This window comes from Streptococcus infantis (genome assembly GCF_047463175.1).
GTDB lineage: Bacteria > Bacillota > Bacilli > Lactobacillales > Streptococcaceae > Streptococcus > Streptococcus infantis_AC.
On the sequence record NZ_JASHEJ010000002.1, the window covers coordinates 234,428 to 252,412 of the forward strand.

The window sequence follows — 17,985 nt, forward strand, 5'->3', positions numbered from 1 at the left end:
TTTCATTTTACTATCTGGTTTAAAGTTTCTGATAATGTCGCAATCAAGTTTTCCAGTCTCCAATCTTTAACGTGATATTCCTCAGCAACCATTTCTTCCCATGGGACCCACCAAACTGGACCACGATCATTAAGACCGTGTCCCTTCATATCACCCTCTCGTCTCGGGAAAATATGCCAGTGAGCATGGGCATCTCCATTTCCTAACAACTCTACATTCATCTTTTCAGCAGAAAAGGCTTTAGAGACAGCTTCCTGAACCAGGCTCATTTCCTCTAAAAAGCGGAGTTTGACAGTTGGATGTAGATGATGTAATTCTGTCACATGTTCTTTTGCTAGGAATAAAGTATAGCCTTCAAAATACTGGTGGTCTCCAATGACAACATAGCCTGTTTCCAGTTCTTTTACAAAGTAGGGATTTTCCCCTGCCTTAATCAATTCAATTCGATCACAAATCAAACACATATCAGTCCTCCAACTCACTCTTGAGATAAGCGTCCACCATACGCTCGGTAGCAAGAACAGAATCAATATGAGTTCGCTCGTAAGAGTGACTAGACTCGATACCCGATCCTAGAAGAGCGTGTTTGACTTCTGCTCCAGCTGACATGGCTGCAGATGCATCCGAACCGTAAAATGGATAGATATCTAGTTTAAATGGAACGTCCTGCTCTTTTGCCAAGGCAACCAGATGTTGACGGAATTCATAGTGGTAAGGTCCAGAAGCATCTTTGACACAGATTGACACTGTGTACTCATCCGTCTGCTGGTCATCTCCCATTGCTCCCATATCTACCGCTAGATATTCAACAACTTGACTTGGGATACTTGAGTTAGCCCCATGCCCCACTTCTTCAAAGACTGAAAAGGCAAAATGAGTAGTAACTGGAAGCTCAATCCCTTCTTCTTTATAGACTTTAAGGAGATTGAGGAGAATAGCTGCACTCACCTTGTCATCCAAATGACGAGACTTGATAAAGCCTGTATCAGTTACGATTGTTCGAGGGTCAAAGCTGATAAAATCTCCAACTTCGATACCGAGTGTGCGTGTTTCCTTATCATTGGTTACTTTTTCGTCCAAACGTACTTCCATATTGTCCTGCGTACGTTCAGCTGTCCCCGCATCCTTGTATACATGACAAGAAGTCTGGTGGATCAAAATCGTACCTGAAACTGTTTTTCCTGTACTAGCCACATGGACCGTACAGTTTTCACCTTCAATCATATTCCAAGGATAGCCTCCAATACGGTCCATTTTGAGGCGACCGTCTGGTTTAATAGCACGAACGATAGCTCCCAAAGTATCTACATGGGCAGTTACATAGCGATGTTGTTCGTCATTTTTACCTTTGATTGTAACGTTAACACCACCTTTAGCAGTACGGACAGGTTGATAACCTAGTTTTTCAAGAGTCTCGACCAAATAATTGGTAATTTCACGGGTAAAACCTGTTGGCGACGCGATAGCAGTTAGTTCTTTGATATATTCTACAGTTTGATTCATTTCTTCACCTCTTGCTACCATTATATCATTTTTTACATCTTAGTATGTGTGAAAATAGAAAACTAGGATAATTTGAATATAAAAGTATTTTATGGTATAATAAAAGCAGTTCTTAAGAAGAAAGGAAAAAATATGAATAAATTTTTCAAAATGACGCTTCTCTTAGCTCTACCGCTGGCATTCTTGTTGGGATGTTCAAAACAGTCATCAACAACTTCTAACTCTTCATCAACTGAGGTAAAAACCACTGAGGCTGAAACAACTGAAAAGAAATCAGAGTTAAAAACTGTAACTTTTGTAAACGATTCTCAGCCTGGTGTCCAGTCAACATTGACCTATACAGTTGACGGTGATAACGTTGTGAAACAAACTGCTCACAATGTCGCTGACCCCGAAGTCCTAAACAATACTGCAGATGATTTAAAAAATTTTGTCGAAGAAACCTACAAAGGATATAAGGGTCTCAAGGGGGTAACTTTATCTGTCGAGATTAAAGATGGTAAAGTCGTACAAGATCTTGAGATTGACCTTTCAGTTGCAAGCATTGACGAACTTAGAAAAGCTTTACCAGAAGAATACTCAGGTGTAGGGAAAAACGTTAGCTTTAAAGCCTCTAAGAAAATGTTAACAGACCTTGGTTATAAGGAAAAAACGAACTAAGAGTAATAAAAAAACCTTGGCATAAGCCAAGATTTTTTTATTCCATCTCAAAAGCTTCACTCTTTTGCTTATTTGGAAGAACAAGGGAAAGTAAAATCCCAATAATCGCTGGTACTAACCATGGCAATGAAGCCTTAGCAAATGGTAGAGCATTCACAATATTGGCAAGGAAGGTCACTTCAAATGAACTTCCCAAGACACTAGCTACGGCAATAGCTGTAACAAGACCCATTGTCAATTGCATACCTGGTTTTGAAAGTGGTATAAACTTGTTCACAATCACAATCATAACAATCACAATGGTAATTGGATACAAGATAACTAGGACAGGGATAGAATATTTGATGATTGCATCAAGACCGAGGTTGGCAATTGCAAAACCAATCAAGGTAAAGACAGTCGCATAAACCTTATAGCTAAGTTGTGGGAAACGTCCGTTAAAGAATTCAGCAGTTGAAACAATCAAACCTACAGTCGTTGTGAAGCAAGTTACTGTTACCATGGCTGCTAGGAATAATTGAGCTGTTGAACCAAAGATTTCTTGGGTCGCTTGTGACAAGATATAAACCCCTGGAGTTCCACCCTTCATCGCTTCTTCTGTCATTGGGAAGTGATTTCCAAGGAAACCTAGGCCAATGTATAGAGCACTAAAGCCAAGCGCTACGACAATTCCGACTACCCAAATGGTTGAGATGTACTCTTTTTTACTCGAAAATCCAAGTTGTTTCAAGGTTTCAACCGCAATTACACTAAAGGCAACAGATGCGAGAGCATCTAGAGTATTATAGCCTTCAAGGAATCCTGCTCCAAATGCTGAAGCTTGATAAGCTGCTGTAGCTGCTTGTGGAGCATTTCCACCATATTTGAGGGCTCCAAGGATTACCAAGATGATAATTAAGAGGGCAAAAACTGGTGTCAAAACACGACCGATACGATCCAAAATCTTTGAAGGATTAAGCGCGATTAAGAATGCTGCAACAAAGTAGATAAGGGTAAAGACAATCAAGCCTAGACCTTTGTCAGCATCTGCCAAGAGGGGACTAATCCCTACTGCATAAGAAGTTGTTGCAGTACGTGGAATGGCAAAGAATGGACCAATCGACAAGTACAAAACTGCTAGATAAAGCGTTGCAAACCAAGGGGAAATCTTTGTAGAAATCTCATAGATATATCCCTTAGGATTTAAGGTCCCGATGATCAAGGTCAAGACGGCAAGTCCGACACCTGAAAGTACAAATCCTGCAATGGCAGGGAGAAAGTGTTCCCCAGATTGAGCACCTAGGGTAGGGGGGAAAATCAAATTACCCGCACCAAAAAATATTCCAAACAGGAGTAATCCCGTTAAAGCACCTTTTTTAGCCATAAACTCTCCTTATAAAAAATAAAATACTTTCTTAGTATAACATGATTAAAGGCTTGAAAAGGCTATCTCGAAATAATTTTAAAATGTTTTCAATTTTCTGATTTTTAGAGTAAATAAACTCCCTTTAAAACCTTTCTTATTTTCGGTCTTAAAGGGAGTTTTTTCTTATTCTAAGGCATCCATGCCACCTTGGACATTGATAACCTCATATCCTTGTTCTGCTAAAAATTGACAAGCGCGTGCTGAACGCATTCCTGATTTACAAATCACATAGTAAAGATTATCCTTATCTAGTTGTTTATAAGTATCAGCTAATTGGCTGAGAGGTAAATTACGAGCACCTTCTAAATGAAGAGTCTCAAATTCCTCTACTTCTCTCACATCTAATACAGAAAGCGACTCTTTCTGGTATAGTTGGTAAAAATCATTAAAAGTAATTTCTTTCATTTTTCTTCTCCGAGAATTTTTTGAATTCTTTCTTTCAAGTCAGGCAAAACATCTGCTTCAAACCAAGGATTTTTTTTCATCCAGATTTGGTTCCGAGGTGACGGGTGTACCAGTGGGAAATAATCTGGCAAATAATCCTTAAAGCGATGCACACGGTCTGTTACCTTGCCACTGACTTTCTCATGCAGATAGTAGGACTGGGCATACTGCCCAATCAAGAGCGTCAATTGAATATCTGGTAATTCTTTCAAAAGTTTAGGGTGCCACTTTTCTGCAAATCCAGGTCTAGGCGGTAAGTCACCGGATTTTCCATGCCCTGGAAAATAGAAATCCATAGGCATGACTGCAAAATAACCTGAATTATAAAAAGTATCCTCATCCACACCCAACCAGTCTCGCAAGCGGTCGCCACTTTTATCCTTCCAGTAAAGTCCTGCTTCTTGGGTTTTGAGACCAGGTGCCTGCCCAATGATATTGATACGAGCAGTTTTTGGAGCAGCAAAGAGAGGTTCGATTCCTCGCTCAGTATAGTGTTGATTTTGTGGATCAGCCATGATGGCTTGTTTGATTCTTTCGATTTGAGACATCTACTCTCCCTCCAAAAAGAAGTCTAAGCATAAAATCTCAGACTTCTATAGCATTATTTGATCAATTCATAGATAGCTTCAGCGTAGATGGCTGCTGCGCGGAAAAGATCATCCAAGGCGATAAATTCGTTGGCTTGGTGCATAGTGTCGATAGAATCTGGGAACATAGCACCGTAGGCTACACCACGCTCTAAGAGACGTCCAAATGTTCCACCACCGATAACTTGTTCGTGACCTTTAAGACCTGTTTGTTTTTCATAAACATTCAACAAGGTTTGAACGAGTGGATCTTCCATTGGCACATAGTGAGGAGTGTGACCATGCTCAGAAAGGCTAACTGAAGCAACAGGCAAGGTTTCAAGAACTGACTTGATTTGCTCTGGGCTTGTTCCTTTTGGATAACGGAAGTTGAGGGCAATAGTATTGTCAGCACTTGATTCGTCGAAGCGGAAAACACCCGCATTCATAGAAAGGGCACCCATCTTTTCATCCACATGAGCTACTTTCAAGTTCTTGCCTTCGTGGTCGTTCAAAAGAATCTTACCAGCAATGTCAAGATAGTCTTTTGCAGGTCCTTCAAAAGCAAATTGGCTTAGGAAGAGGGCAAGATAAGTTGCACCATTGACACCCGAAGCAGGCATGGCACCATGGGCTGATTTACCAATTACAGTCACCTTGTACTGACCGTTCTCTTCTTGGATGTCTCCTCTGAGTTTATGCTCTGCAACGAAGGCATCTAGTTTCCCTTGCAAGTCAGCTAAGTCACCTGAAACGACTGCTGTTGCTGATTCAGGAACCATGTTTTCACGCAAGCCACCTGTGAAGCTGTGAAGACGAGCTGCACCAGTATTTTCACCAGCAAAGTGGAGGTATTCTGTGATGTTCCCTTTTTCACCATTGATGATAGGGAATTCAGCATCTGGAGAGAAGCCAAAGTCTGGTTTTGCAAGTTCTACATGCTCAAAGTAGTAGTCCATATCTGCCCAACCTGATTCTTCGTCTGTTCCCACGATGAAACGAACTTTCTTAGAAGTTGGAAGACCCAATTCTTTGATGATTTTCAAACCATAGTAACATGCTGTAGTAGGACCCTTATCGTCAGAAGCACCACGCGCATAAAGACGACCATCTTTGATAGTTGGAGTGTAAGGGTCAGTGTCCCAACCGCTACCTGCTGGCACTACGTCCATGTGGGCAAAGATTCCGAGAACTTCTTCTCCTTCACCAAACTCAAAATGTCCTGCATAATTGTCGACATTTTTTGTTGGGTAGCCATCACGGTCTGCAATTTCAAGGAATTTTTCCAAGGCTTTTACTGGCCCAGGTCCAAATGGATGCTCAGCATCTGCCTTACTATCATCACGTTCTGAGTTGATTTCCAAAAGGCTAAACAAGTCAGCCAAGAGGTCTTCTTTGCGTTTTTCTACTTCTGCTGTAAAATCAATAACTGTCATTTTTTCTTCCTATCTCTTCTCGATAATTTCATCTACTGGCAAGCGGTAGCTTGGTTCCAACTTCTCATCTGTGTATCCAACTGTGATCAAAAGTTCTGGACGGAAACGTTCTTCGATTTCCAAGACTTCATTGACTTTTGATTTGTCAAAACCAAGGATAATGTTTGATCCGATTCCTTGGTCAGTCAAAGCAAGGACCAAGTTCATAGCTACTAACCCTGCATTAAGGGCCAAGTAGTCACTAACTTGTTGGTCGCTGTAACGCGCAAATTCGGCTGGAAGATTTTTCAAGAAGTATTGCAGTTGCTCTTCTGAGAAATTATTGGCACCACCAATACGAGCAATCTTGCGGGCGCGTTTGGCTAAGTCTGTATCTGTAAACAAGGCAATGGTTACAGGTGCAGATGCTACTTGCTCAAAGTTTGAACCGTAAGCCAATTTTGCTAGTTCAGCATTTCTCTCACGAACCACAACAAACTTCCAAGGCTGACTGTTGTGAGCGCTAGGTGCCAAGGTTGCGATTTCGATAGCTGTACGAACATCCTTTGGATCAACAGGTTTATCAATAAAATGCTTGGTCGCATGACGTTTTTTATTTAACTCAAGAAATTTCATAATTGATTTCCTTTTCTATTTCTACTGCTTCCATTTTACCACATTCTGAAAGAGCTTGCAGAGATTTTTCATTTGTGGCCTAAATTATATTTTTCTTATCTGATTTAAATTTTAGATTACAAACTCTAACTGAAAATTATAATATTTTTCTATCACTTCCATAAAAAATATATATTGGATATCTGATTGATTGTCTGGTAAGCTAGATACCATTAAGTCAAAGGAGACTCTTATGAAAAAATTATTCTTATTATTAGCCATTAGTCCCTTGTTGGTTGCCTGTGGACAAGCCAAACAGGATAGTGCTTCTAGTTCCACTGCTAGTCCTAAAACCATTGTCGTAGCAACTGCTGGAGACATCCCACCTTTTGATTTTGAAAAAGATGGTAATTTGACTGGATATGATGTTGAGGTTTTAAAAGCAGTAGATGAAAAACTGGATCAATACAAGATTGAATTTCAAAAAACAGCTTGGGAAAGTATCTTCCCTGGAGTGGATGCCGGCCGTTATCAAGCAGCAGCCAATAACCTAAGCTACACCAAAGAGAGAGCCGACAAATACCTCTACTCACTCCCAATCGCTAAAAATCCTTTGGTTCTTGTGAGCAGAAAAGACAAGGTTCTTACTTCTCTCCAAGACATCGCTGGTAAAACAACTCAGGATGATACAGGAACTTCTACTGCCAAAGTCGTTACAGACTGGAATCAAAGCCACTCCGACAATCCTGCAACCATCCAATACTCTGGTGAAGATGTCGCAAAACGTCTGACTGACCTCGCTAATGGTGAGTTTGATTTCCTAATCTTTGATAAAATCTCTGTTCAAAAGATTATCCAAGACCGAGGTTTAGACTTGAACGTAGTCGACTTGGAAAGCAATGATAATCCAAACAACTACATCATCTTCTCAAGTGACCAAAAAGAATTTAAAGAGCAATTTGACAAGGTCCTCAAAGAACTCTACCAAGATGGAACCCTTGAAAAACTCAGCAAAACCTATCTCGGTGGTTCCTACCTACCAGATGCATCAGAATTAAAATAAAAGGATTGGCTAGGCCAATCTTTTTTTCTAGCAAAAAATATGTCAAAAATAGTTGACATTTTATTTTCAAAAGAATATACTATAGTCAAATATATGTGACACAATCTAAAAAGGAGGAAGCATGAATCGTGTGAAAGAATTCCGCAAGAAACTGGGCATGTCCCAGCTTGAGCTCGCCAAGGATATCGGTGTCTCGAGACAAACCATCAATATGATTGAAAACGACAAGTACAATCCAACCCTGGAACTCTGTCTCAATCTCGCCCGCAGCCTCCAAACTGACCTCAACAGTCTCTTTTGGGAGGATGATTTTTAAAAAAGGAGCAAACTCATGAAAAAAGAAACCTTTACTGAAAAACTGATCAAACGCACATACGGCATTTCTGAGCCCCTTGACGAATACAAACGGCGCGAGGCCGATCGTATCGGTAACCAAGTCTTTATCATCCTCTTTTATCTGATGATTTTCGGAAATCTTATTCCACTCCTTCTAGCCTATAAATTTCCTCAACTAGTGGCTCTGGTCTATCCTCCTCTGATTTTAGTGATTGCCCTCATCGCTGCTAGCTATCTCACCTATCAAATGCAAAAAACAGGGATTACAACTATTGAACCAGATATGCTGAGTGAGAAAGAAAGTAAGCAACTACACTACCCAGGTCTTAAAGCAGGTTTGTTCTTTGGTCTATGGATGTTTTTTATAACTCCTCTTCTCAGTATACTCATAGGTGAAAGTCCGGACTATTTTAATTCTCTTCTCACTATAAGAAATGGTGTATCAAGCATTCTCGGTTCTATCTTCTTCGGAGCAAGCATACAGTTCCTCATCTCCCGTCGCATTGCAAAAACTAAGAAAGATCCGGATGAGGATTAGGAGGTACCTTATGAAATCACTAGTAACGTTACTTACCTATCATCTTTTGTTCAGTTCTCTACTCGCCTTCATCATCATTTCAGGGAACTTGCCCATCTACGAAATAGTCCTTGTTCTTGTCTTTGTTCCAGCACTCAACAAAGGACTGACTTATCTAAAGATAGATTCCCAAAAAACGCGCATACTCAACTTAGCACTATGCTTTATGATTATATCCTTGCCACAACTGACGGTTATTTCAAGCGATTGGAAATATTATTTATTATTAATTATCGCTAGCCTTTCTTCTACCACTTATCTTTATTATCTCTATCAATTCGTAAAAGCAACAAAGTAACATCGTTCATTTAGGAGAAATTATCCATGCAAAAAGAAGACTTAACAACTCGCTTACTTCGAAATTTCTTTCATATACAAGGGCCTTTTGACGAATGCCGTCAAGAGGTTATCTACAAGGCTTGCGCCCGTTCCATGGTCCAAATCTTTTACTCTTCCTTCTTTCTCTTCCTGTTCTATATTTTGTTCGGACGCTTTATAGAAATTGTTCGATCGCTTATGCCCTACCTCTATTTTGGACTCATTCTGTTCATGAGTATAAAAGCTCAAAGAGCCGTACAAGAGCTTCATCTTGAAAAGGATGACAAATCAGAAATCATCTACAAAACCTACAGCAAACGCCAAATAAAAGTTCGTAGTTGGTTGGTATTTATAAGTATTGAGATTGGCTTATTTGCTCTGTTGCTCTTTCATAAACTCTTCGTTCAACAGATGTCCCTTTCAACTTTCTTGGAAAAAATCATCCAAACAGAGATAATGATTCCCTTACTTGTCTTTGGTCTTAGTATTGGAGCCATCTTTGGGACTATGGTCTACAGCTTTTTATCACTACATAAGGAAAAGTAAGAAACTACTTGGATTGTTGGTTATAATAGATTTGAACCTAACAGAAAGAACAAACCCCTAACACTTCTCCGTGCTAGGGGTTCTTTTAGTTCCTTAAATATCGTATATACTCTACTAATACGTAGATGAGGATTGTTAAACAAATGATAATCTCTAACCAAACGAGAAGGTTGAGGACCGGAAACTGCAGAATGCCTTGGGACATTTTCAATGAAGTTGCTGTGATGATGGTTGGAAAGGTTAGGGCTGAGAAAGCTGGTTGGAAACCTTGTTTTAAAATCCTTGGCAAGCGACTAAGGACAAAGAAAAAGAAGGTCTGTGATGCAAGGATCATAACTAGTAAAATCCAACTAGGAAGACTGTATCCTCCTACTCTCACTAATGCTGCCAAAAGGAGAGAAAATGGAGCACAATAGATTCCTTCTTGCCCCAGCAAAGCCAGCGGTAATGGATTTTTCCTCAAATCTTGATAAATTAGTGGGTAAAGGATAAGGGTTAAGATAAAACCAAAAACCCAAGCTCCATAGGCAATCCCAACAATGCCCACTACCGGGTAGGTCAAACTTGCTACTGCTATTCCTACATAAAGAACTGTCCAAGTTGGTGTTGCACTGGCCCTTTGTTTAACCAAGACATAGTTCTTTGTAAAGTATAAGATGAGGTAAACATCTAGAAGAAAAGCAAACCACCAGAGAATCTGTGCAACAATGCTCATGTTCGGGGGTAAGATTCGTAATAAATACGTTGATAAAATCATCCCTGCCATGGGAAAGGTTGCCATTCCTGACAAAACAGGGGCTTTCTTTAATTCTTGCTTACTTTCATGCCAGTTATTGAGGTGGCTCACCAAAAAATAAAACCATAAAATCAAGCCTGACAAACTAAAGACGTGTGATAAAAGCGGAAAAATATCCAAGATGAGATTTCCTGCTCCAGCCAATCCCAATAAGCAACCTGAAAAGGCTAAGGGGAGTTTTTTCATACCAACCTCCAATAATGACGTTACTATCAGTATAGCATAAATAAAGCTCAGCTAGACAAGCCTTCATCAATTTTTTTGGCTATAAAACGATTGTCCCCTTTTAAAATACTCACTAACAATAATGATTAAAATAAATTCATCAAAAAAGTACCTATCACTTGATAGGTACTCTTTTGACATTTCATTCTATAGCTTAGTTAGCCTTTAAAGGTAACGATAGTCGCTCCAGAACCACCTGCATTTTGTGGCGCATAGCCAAAGCTCTTGACTTGCTTGTTTCTTTGGAGATATTTGGTTACCCCTTCACGGATGACTCCTGTACCGATACCATGGATGATGTCCACTTGAGCCATGTTGTTGAGCAGGGCTTGGTCGATAAAGGCATCCAAGGCTTCCATAGCTTCCTCATAACGTTTGCCACGAAGGTCTAGTCGAGCCTGTGGACCTTTACCACCTGCCCGTTTGACAACGTTCACTTGTTTCTTCTTGACTGGTGCTTCTTGCTGAGCCTGAACCAAGTCAAACTCTTTTTCTTCAAGCGTCATCTTAATCAAGCCAACTTGAGCTTCCCAGCGACCATCCTTGAGTTGATTGGTCAAGGTACCTCGTTGACCATAGCTTAAAACGATGATATCATCCCCAACTTTTGGAGCTCGTTTTTTCTTAGCCTTTTGGAGAACCTTATTTTTAGAAAGATCAACTTTTTCAGGTGCTAACTTCTTGAGTTTGGCCTTGGCTTCGATAATTTCATGTGGTTTTAGTTGTGATTTGCTGTGAAGATTTTTTAGAATATCATCACTTTCTGCCAGAGCTAAGTCAACAATCTCCGCAGCTTGCTCACGCGCCTTATTGAGTTCTGTTTCCTTTTCACGATTGAGCTCGTTGTAGAGTTTTTTAAGCGCACGGTTCATCTTGAGGTTTTCTTGCTCAACTTGGCGAATATTTTCAAGGCGTTTACGGCTTTCAAGCGTCTGCTCTTCCAACTGCTCAATAATGCGATTGACATCATTGTCTTGATTAATCTGCTTGCTAGCGTCACCTACGATGACATCTGACAAGCCGAGACGTTTAGCAATCTCAAAGGCGTTGCTTCGACCAGGTACGCCTTGCATAAAGCGATAGGTCGGGCGCAAGCTAGCTGTATCAAACTCCATGCTGGCATTCTGAACATAAGCCGTTTCAATCCCATAGGCCTTGAGTTCAGGATAGTGAGTGGTTGCCATAGTCTTGACCTGACGTAAACGCAAGTCTTCTAGGATAGACATGGCAAGGGCTGCACCTTCTTGGGGGTCTGTTCCTGCTCCAAGCTCATCTAGTAACAAGAGCGAGTTTTGGTTAACCTTACCGAGAATATCAACGATATTAGTCATGTGACTAGAGAAAGTTGAAAGACTTTGTTCGATGGATTGTTCGTCTCCGATATCCGCAAAGACCTCCTCGAAAATCCCCACACGACTTCCCTTATCAGCCAAAATCGGCAAACCTGACTGGGCCATCAATTGCGTCAAACCTAAGGTTTTGAGCATAATGGTCTTACCACCTGTATTGGGACCAGTAATGACGATGGCTGTTAAATCCTTACCAAAGTGTACATCATTAGCAACAGCATTTTGCACCAAGGGATGGCGAACATGGAGGAGTTGAATCTCCTGTCCTTCAGAGACTTGTGGCACTACTGCTCCTGTCTCTTGGATAAAGCGAACCTTAGCCCGAATCAAGTCCAAATATCCAATAATCCAGGCATCATTTGCGATTTCAGCTGCATGTGGTCGTACACGCTCAGAAAGCTCTTGAAGGATACGCATCATCTCATAGCGTTCATCTGCACGAAGACTGGCGATTTCTTCGCTCAGCTTGACTACTTCACGCGGTTCGATATAGACAGTGTTCCCGCTGGCAGAAATATCATGAACCACACCGGCAATCTTATTACGATAGGTGTTTTTGACAGGAAGAACCTGGCGACCATTTCTACTAGCGATGATACCTTCAGTCAACATCTGAGCCTTTTGTTTGAGAAGTTCTTGCAAGACGTCACGGACTTGGCTCTCACTATCATGGATTTTACGGCGGATTCGAGCTAGTTCTTCACTAGCAAAATTCTCAATAAATCCAGCTTCATTGATGGCTTGGAGATTTCCCTGCAGATGTGGAAAATCATGAAGTTTCTCAAACCAATTTGCCAAGTGGTCCAAGCGTACATTTTCAAGATTATCATAGAAATTTTTTAGTTCACGGCTGGCAAATATGACACGTTTAAGAAGGAGAAATTCCTCTATGTTGAGATCAGCACCCATCTCCAAACGTTTGCAGGTAGCCGCAATATCTTTTGTTGCCGAAATGCTGAAATGAGGATGCTCAACAAAGAGTTCTTGCATCTCCTTCATCTCTGCAAAGGCCTGTCTAATTTTATCAGCTTTATCTGTTGGGACTAGCTCTTTTAACTGTTCTAGTCCTTGTTCCGTCAAAAGACGAGGTTCAAATAAAGCCTTGATCTTGTTAAATTCTAACGTTTCTAGTATTTTTGTATTCATCTTATTTCCTTAGTATAAAAGTTATGGCTTTTCTTATTTTCAACTCTTTAAATCAATCTCTTACTTTTCGAAATTGTAAACAAAAGGCTAGGAATAGTTCCCGCCCTTTTTAACCGATTATTTTAGTAACCCAAAGCTGTTTAATAAAATTAGTTGTGAATGGAATGCTTTGGATGATATGTCTAGCTACAAAGCTATTTTCAAGTGAATTTTGAACAATTTGTAATGGCACAGTCGCGAGAATCGTTAGCATCATCTGGAGGACAAACAAGGTCACACCGATTGATAGCACACCCGCACCGATACGGTAGTATTTCCCATCAAGTATCTCACTTGGTACTAGGTTTAGAAAAAGACCAAACAAACGGCCAATGCAGTAAAAAATCGTAAAGGCTAAGAGGAAGCCGACACCTGCATAAAAAACCTTATCTAGTTGGAAAAGTTGATCGGGTGGGAAAAAGAAAGTTCCCTGTCCTTCCTGCGGATTAGCATAAGGGATTAATAAATTGAACTTCTGTCCTAAAGCTAGGTAATATTTGCTTGCAAAATAAGCTGAGACAATCGTTGCTACAAGATAATATGCTTGTAAAATAATTCCTCTGCGGTAGCCAATATAAAAGCTCCAAGCAAGGATTAATAAGAGTAGAATGGAAATCATAGGGAATCCTCAATCTTACTCTGCTCTTGTTTAGCCGCAACCACCTTATAACGGAGTGATTCTAACTCTTGCTCCTTATCATCAAACTCGATCTCACGGCTGAGCTGTGTTGACAAGCAGTTAACTGCTAAAAGGATAGCTACTGTCTCATCATCAGCTCCAGGCATTTGTTCTTTGATTGCTTCATACTTTTCCGTCGCAACTTTAGCAATCTCCTCCATGAAAAGATTGTCATGTTCAGTTGTCAGCGTTAATGTTTTTTTCCCAAATGTAAACTTGAATCGATTTAAATTTGCCATAAAATTCACCTCAAGATATTATACCAAATTTCACTTAGTTTGTCAGTTTTTACCAATTCTAGCGCTTTTATGGTACAATAGAGACTATGGCAAGTATCACATTAACTCCGAGTGAAAAGGAAATTCAGACTTTTGTTCAAAAGCATGAACATGCACTCACTCCTAGTAAAAATCCTTATATTCGCTACTTTTTAAAACTTCCTCAAGCCAGTGTTTCCGTCTATACATCTGGGAAAGTCCTCTTGCAAGGGGAAGCTGCTGAAAGCTATGCTAGCTTTTTTGGTTATCAGGTAGCACAAGTAGTTAGCGGGCAAAATTTCCCCTTAATTGGAACAGATGAAGTCGGAAATGGTTCCTACTTCGGTGGTCTGGCTGTAGTGGCGTCATTTGTAACTCCTGATCAGCATGACTTGTTACGAAAACTTGGGGTTGGAGATTCTAAAACACTAACTGACCAAAAGATTCGTCAGATTGCTCCCATTCTTAAGGAGAAGATTCAGCATCAAGCACTCCTTCTTTCGCCAAGTAAATATAACGAAGTCATTGGTGAACGCTACAACGCTGTTTCTGTTAAGGTAGCTCTTCACAATCAAGCAATCTTTCTCCTCCTTCAAAAGGGAGTTGAGCCTGAAAAAATTGTTATTGACGCCTTTACAAACTCACAGAACTATGAAAAGTATCTAAAAAATGAAGCCAATCATTTTCCTAATCCAGTCACGCTAGAGGAAAAAGCTGAGGGCAAGTACTTGGCTGTTGCAGTTAGCTCCATTATTGCGCGTGATCTCTTCCTAGAAAATCTTGAAAATCTAGGCCGAGAACTTGGTTTTCAACTTCCAAGTGGGGCTGGAACGGCTTCCGACAAGATAGCTAGCCAAGTTCTTCAAGCTTACGGTATGCAGGGACTCAATTTCTGCGCCAAACTACACTTTAAAAATACTGAAAAAGCAAAAAAAATGCTAGAAAGGTAAATTATGAAATACATTATAAATTTTTTAAAAGAATGGGGAATTATCTTCCTACTTATCGCACTAGTAGGGCTTAGTCGTATCTTTCTTTGGAGTAATGTGCGTGTAGAAGGACACTCTATGGACCCTACTCTAGCTGATGGAGAAATCCTCTTTGTTGTCAAACACCTCCCTATCAATCGCTTCGATATCGTAGTTGCCCATGAGGACGACGGAAACAAGGATATCGTTAAGCGTGTTGTCGGTACACCGGGTGATACCGTACGTTTTGAAAACGACAAACTTTATATCAATGGTCAAGAAACTGATGAACCATATTTGGCAGAATACCTCAAACGATTTAAAGAGGATAAACTCCAATCTACCTATACTGGAGAAGGTTGGGATGGAAAAAAAGGCGAGTATTTCAGAAATCTTGCTGAAAAAGCTCAAGCTTTCACGTTAGATGTAAATTACAACACTAGCTTCACCTTCACTGTTCCAGAGGGGCAATACCTCCTACTTGGTGATGACCGTCTGGTATCTAGTGATAGCCGACATGTTGGTACTTTTAAAGCAAAAGATATCATTGGAGAGGCAAAATTCCGTTTTTGGCCACTCAAACGTATTGGAACAGTCTAATATCACTAAGAGGCCGAGAATACTAATCTCAGCCTCTTCTCATTCTATTCTGAATGATAGATTTCATTCAGGAATGTAAAGGAATTATATGGAAGTCTATTTTACAGGTACGATTGAACGTATTATTTTTGAAAATGTCAGCAACTTTTACCGTATTCTCCTTTTAGATATAGAGGATACCAATGCTGAGGACTTTGATGATTTCGAGATCATTGTTACAGGGACCATGGCTGATGTTATCGAGGGAGAAGAATACACTTTCTGGGGGCAGATTGTCCAACACTCCAAATACGGAGAACAACTGCAGATTTCCCGTTACGAAAGAGCAAAACCAACTAGTAAGGGTTTAGTCAAGTATTTCTCAAGTAGCCATTTCAAAGGGATTGGTCTCAAAACTGCCCAAAAGATTGTGGAACTCTATGGGGAAAATACTATCGATGAAATTCTGGAACATCCTGAAAAACTTGAGACTATCTCAGGGCTGTCTTCTAAAAGTCGTGAGGCCTTTGTATCTTCACTCCGTCTCAACTACGGGACTGAAATGATCTTGGCCAAGCTTGCCAACTATGGCATTCCTAATAAATTAGCTATTCAAATTCAGGATACCTACAAAGAGGAAACTATTGATATCGTTGAAAATTATCCTTACCAGTTGGTAGAAGATATCAAGGGATTGGGTTTTACCATCGCTGACCAATTGGCGCAAGAATTGGGCATTGAAAGCCAGGCACCTGAACGTTTCCGAGCAGGACTCATTCATAGCCTTTTAAACGCTTGTATGGAAAGTGGGGATACTTATGTTGAAGCTAGAGACTTATTAGAAAAGACTCTAAATCTACTGGAATCCTCACGTCCTGTAGAACTGGAACCAAGTCAACTTGCTCAAGAATTGTCCAATCTCATTGAAGAAGAAAAAGTCCAACAGGTTGACACTAAAATCTTTGATAACAGTCTCTTTTTTGCAGAAGAAGGGATTCACAATCACCTCATTCGTATCCTTGAAAAAGAAGAAACCGATAAACAAGAAACAGAAATCATCCAGGAGCAGATCGCAATTGTTGAGGAAGAATTAGGCATCCAATACGATGCCATTCAAAAACAGGCAATCTGCGATGCTATCCAAAACAAGGTCTTTATCCTGACCGGCGGACCTGGTACTGGAAAAACCACTGTTATCAATGGGATTATTGCCGTCTATGCTCTATTAGAAGGACTGGACCTTCGAAATAAAAGTAATCTACCGATTCTCCTTGCTGCTCCAACTGGTCGTGCGGCTCGTCGCATGAATGAGCTAACAGACTTGCCAAGTGCAACCATTCACCGCCACTTGGGTATGACTGGAGATGACGACACTAGCCATTTAGAAGATTATCTAGATGCTGATTTTATCATCGTAGATGAGTTCTCAATGGTAGATACTTGGCTAGCCAATCAACTCTTCTCAAATATTTCCTCTACTAGTAAAATTCTCATCGTAGGAGATAGTGATCAGTTGCCTTCGGTTAGCCCAGGTCAAGTTCTAGCTGATTTGCTCCAGATTCCAAGTATTCCGCAAACACGCTTGGAACGAATCTACCGCCAGAGCGAAGAATCAACCATTGTCACACTTGCGAGTCAGATTCGTCAGGGAATTTTACCTGCAGATTTCACTCAGAAAAAAGCAGACCGTTCCTACTTTGAAATCTCTAGTAATCATATCCCAGCTACTATTGAAAAAATCCTAGACGCTGCCATTAGAAGTGGCATCCCTGCTCGAGACATTCAAGTTCTGGCTCCTATGTATCGTGGAACAGCAGGAATCGATGCCATCAATCAACTCATGCAAGAACTGCTCAATCCTCTTCAAAAGGGACAGATTAGTTTTGAAGCAAGCCAGTTTCAGTATCGCACGGGAGATAAGGTCATTCATCTGGTCAACGATGCAGAAGTCAACGTTTTTAACGGAGACCTAGGCTACATCACGGACCTCATTCCTGCTAAATACACCGAATCCAAACAAGATGAAATGATGATTGACTTTGATGGGAACGAAGTCGTCTATCCACGCAACGAATGGTATAAGATTCGTCTTGCCTACGCCATGAGTATCCATAAGTCGCAGGGAAGTGAGTTTCCAGTTGTTATCCTTCCCATCACCAGTGCGAGCAAGCGTATGTTAGAGCGTAATCTCATCTACACTGCTATTACTCGGGCTAAAAGCAAACTCATTCTACTCGGTGAACTTCAAGCCTTTGATTATGCGACTAAACATATAGGGACAGCTCGAAAAACCTATCTGATTGAACGTTTCAGCGACTTAACTGAAAGCTCTGAGGAACTAAATGAGCCAATTCTTGAAACAGAAAACCAGATTGATCCTCATCAACCATACATCCTAACTGAAGATAACTGGACTAGTATCCCAGCCATGATTGGGATTAGCCAAGATGACCTTGATGAGTTTTTCGGAAAATAAAGCACCAAAAAACCACCGAATCC

20 protein-coding genes are annotated in these 17,985 nt (G+C 40.5%); 9 read left to right on the plus strand and 11 right to left on the minus strand.

What is annotated here, in order from left to right:
• Positions 1-2 precede the first annotated feature (2 nt).
• Both QM859_RS04950 and QM859_RS04955 read right to left on the minus strand, forming a co-directional pair.
• Positions 3-464: an HIT family protein gene (locus tag QM859_RS04950; RefSeq protein WP_414262322.1), complete on the minus strand. Its 462-nt coding sequence runs from the start codon at positions 462-464 to the stop codon at positions 3-5.
• Position 465: 1 nt separating this feature from the next.
• Positions 466-1,503 carry a M42 family metallopeptidase gene (locus QM859_RS04955; protein WP_414262323.1) on the minus strand — a complete coding sequence of 346 codons (1,038 nt, stop codon included), beginning with the start codon at positions 1,501-1,503 and terminating at the stop codon, positions 466-468.
• A gap of 132 nt (positions 1,504-1,635) precedes the next feature.
• Between QM859_RS04955 and QM859_RS04960 the strand changes: the two genes are divergently transcribed.
• The gene (locus QM859_RS04960; protein ID WP_225750645.1) at positions 1,636-2,163 is read left to right on the plus strand and encodes a DUF1307 domain-containing protein; all 528 of its coding nucleotides are present in this window, start codon (positions 1,636-1,638) and stop codon (positions 2,161-2,163) included.
• Positions 2,164-2,200: 37 nt separating this feature from the next.
• Here the strand turns inward: QM859_RS04960 and brnQ are convergent, their stop codons facing one another.
• The 5 genes from brnQ to QM859_RS04985 all read right to left on the minus strand — a co-directional run bounded on the left by brnQ (position 2,201) and on the right by QM859_RS04985 (position 6,629).
• Positions 2,201-3,526, minus strand: coding sequence for a branched-chain amino acid transport system II carrier protein (gene brnQ, locus QM859_RS04965; RefSeq protein WP_414262324.1), 1,326 nt, complete (start codon positions 3,524-3,526; stop codon positions 2,201-2,203).
• Between the two features lie 165 nt (positions 3,527-3,691).
• Positions 3,692-3,973 (minus strand): rhodanese-like domain-containing protein, encoded by a 282-nt coding sequence (locus QM859_RS04970; protein WP_006152169.1) that lies wholly within the window; start codon positions 3,971-3,973, stop codon positions 3,692-3,694.
• A complete protein-coding gene (locus QM859_RS04975; RefSeq protein ID WP_414262325.1) occupies positions 3,970-4,560 on the minus strand; it encodes a uracil-DNA glycosylase family protein in 591 nt (196 codons plus the stop codon). The genes QM859_RS04970 and QM859_RS04975 overlap by 4 nt, the downstream gene beginning before the upstream one ends.
• 53 nt (positions 4,561-4,613) lie before the next feature.
• Positions 4,614-6,014 carry a dipeptidase PepV gene (gene pepV / locus QM859_RS04980; protein WP_414262326.1) on the minus strand — a complete coding sequence of 467 codons (1,401 nt, stop codon included), beginning with the start codon at positions 6,012-6,014 and terminating at the stop codon, positions 4,614-4,616.
• A 9-nt stretch (positions 6,015-6,023) separates the two neighbouring features.
• Positions 6,024-6,629: a nitroreductase family protein gene (locus tag QM859_RS04985; RefSeq protein WP_414262327.1), complete on the minus strand. Its 606-nt coding sequence runs from the start codon at positions 6,627-6,629 to the stop codon at positions 6,024-6,026.
• Positions 6,630-6,861: 232 nt separating this feature from the next.
• Here QM859_RS04985 and QM859_RS04990 point away from each other — a divergent pair, with 232 nt between their 5' ends.
• From QM859_RS04990 to QM859_RS05010, 5 genes are all read left to right on the plus strand, one after another.
• Positions 6,862-7,671, plus strand: a complete 810-nt coding sequence (locus tag QM859_RS04990) for an amino acid ABC transporter substrate-binding protein (protein WP_414262328.1) — start codon at positions 6,862-6,864, stop codon at positions 7,669-7,671.
• A 121-nt stretch (positions 7,672-7,792) separates the two neighbouring features.
• Positions 7,793-7,987 carry a helix-turn-helix transcriptional regulator gene (locus tag QM859_RS04995; RefSeq protein ID WP_036757040.1) on the plus strand — a complete coding sequence of 65 codons (195 nt, stop codon included), beginning with the start codon at positions 7,793-7,795 and terminating at the stop codon, positions 7,985-7,987.
• Positions 7,988-8,002: 15 nt separating this feature from the next.
• Entirely contained in the window at positions 8,003-8,545 is a 543-nt protein-coding gene (locus tag QM859_RS05000) for a DUF3278 domain-containing protein (RefSeq protein ID WP_049494194.1), read from the plus strand.
• Positions 8,546-8,555: 10 nt separating this feature from the next.
• The gene (locus tag QM859_RS05005) at positions 8,556-8,882 is read left to right on the plus strand and encodes a hypothetical protein (protein WP_049494195.1); all 327 of its coding nucleotides are present in this window, start codon (positions 8,556-8,558) and stop codon (positions 8,880-8,882) included.
• Between the two features lie 26 nt (positions 8,883-8,908).
• The gene (locus QM859_RS05010; RefSeq protein ID WP_049494196.1) at positions 8,909-9,448 is read left to right on the plus strand and encodes a DUF3278 domain-containing protein; all 540 of its coding nucleotides are present in this window, start codon (positions 8,909-8,911) and stop codon (positions 9,446-9,448) included.
• 85 nt (positions 9,449-9,533) lie between these two features.
• Here QM859_RS05010 and QM859_RS05015 read toward each other — a convergent pair whose 3' ends face one another.
• The 4 genes from QM859_RS05015 to zapA form a co-directional block, all read right to left on the minus strand.
• Positions 9,534-10,430 (minus strand): TDT family transporter, encoded by an 897-nt coding sequence (locus QM859_RS05015; protein ID WP_414262329.1) that lies wholly within the window; start codon positions 10,428-10,430, stop codon positions 9,534-9,536.
• 197 nt (positions 10,431-10,627) lie between these two features.
• Positions 10,628-12,964: an endonuclease MutS2 gene (locus tag QM859_RS05020; RefSeq protein ID WP_074324397.1), complete on the minus strand. Its 2,337-nt coding sequence runs from the start codon at positions 12,962-12,964 to the stop codon at positions 10,628-10,630.
• Positions 12,965-13,073: 109 nt separating this feature from the next.
• Entirely contained in the window at positions 13,074-13,622 is a 549-nt protein-coding gene (locus tag QM859_RS05025; RefSeq protein WP_074324396.1) for a CvpA family protein, read from the minus strand.
• Positions 13,619-13,921, minus strand: a complete 303-nt coding sequence (zapA, locus tag QM859_RS05030; RefSeq protein WP_004252047.1) for a cell division protein ZapA — start codon at positions 13,919-13,921, stop codon at positions 13,619-13,621. The genes QM859_RS05025 and zapA overlap by 4 nt, the downstream gene beginning before the upstream one ends.
• Positions 13,922-14,007: 86 nt before the next feature.
• Here zapA and rnhC point away from each other — a divergent pair, with 86 nt between their 5' ends.
• The 3 genes from rnhC (at position 14,008) to recD2 (ending at position 17,962) form a co-directional block, all read left to right on the plus strand.
• Complete coding sequence (gene rnhC / locus QM859_RS05035) at positions 14,008-14,889, plus strand: ribonuclease HIII (RefSeq protein ID WP_074324395.1); 882 nt, start codon at positions 14,008-14,010, stop codon at positions 14,887-14,889.
• Positions 14,890-14,892: 3 nt separating this feature from the next.
• Complete coding sequence (gene lepB / locus QM859_RS05040) at positions 14,893-15,507, plus strand: signal peptidase I (RefSeq protein WP_414262330.1); 615 nt, start codon at positions 14,893-14,895, stop codon at positions 15,505-15,507.
• A gap of 88 nt (positions 15,508-15,595) precedes the next feature.
• Positions 15,596-17,962, plus strand: a complete 2,367-nt coding sequence (gene recD2 / locus QM859_RS05045; RefSeq protein WP_414262331.1) for an SF1B family DNA helicase RecD2 — start codon at positions 15,596-15,598, stop codon at positions 17,960-17,962.
• The last annotated feature ends 23 nt before the right edge of the window (positions 17,963-17,985 follow it).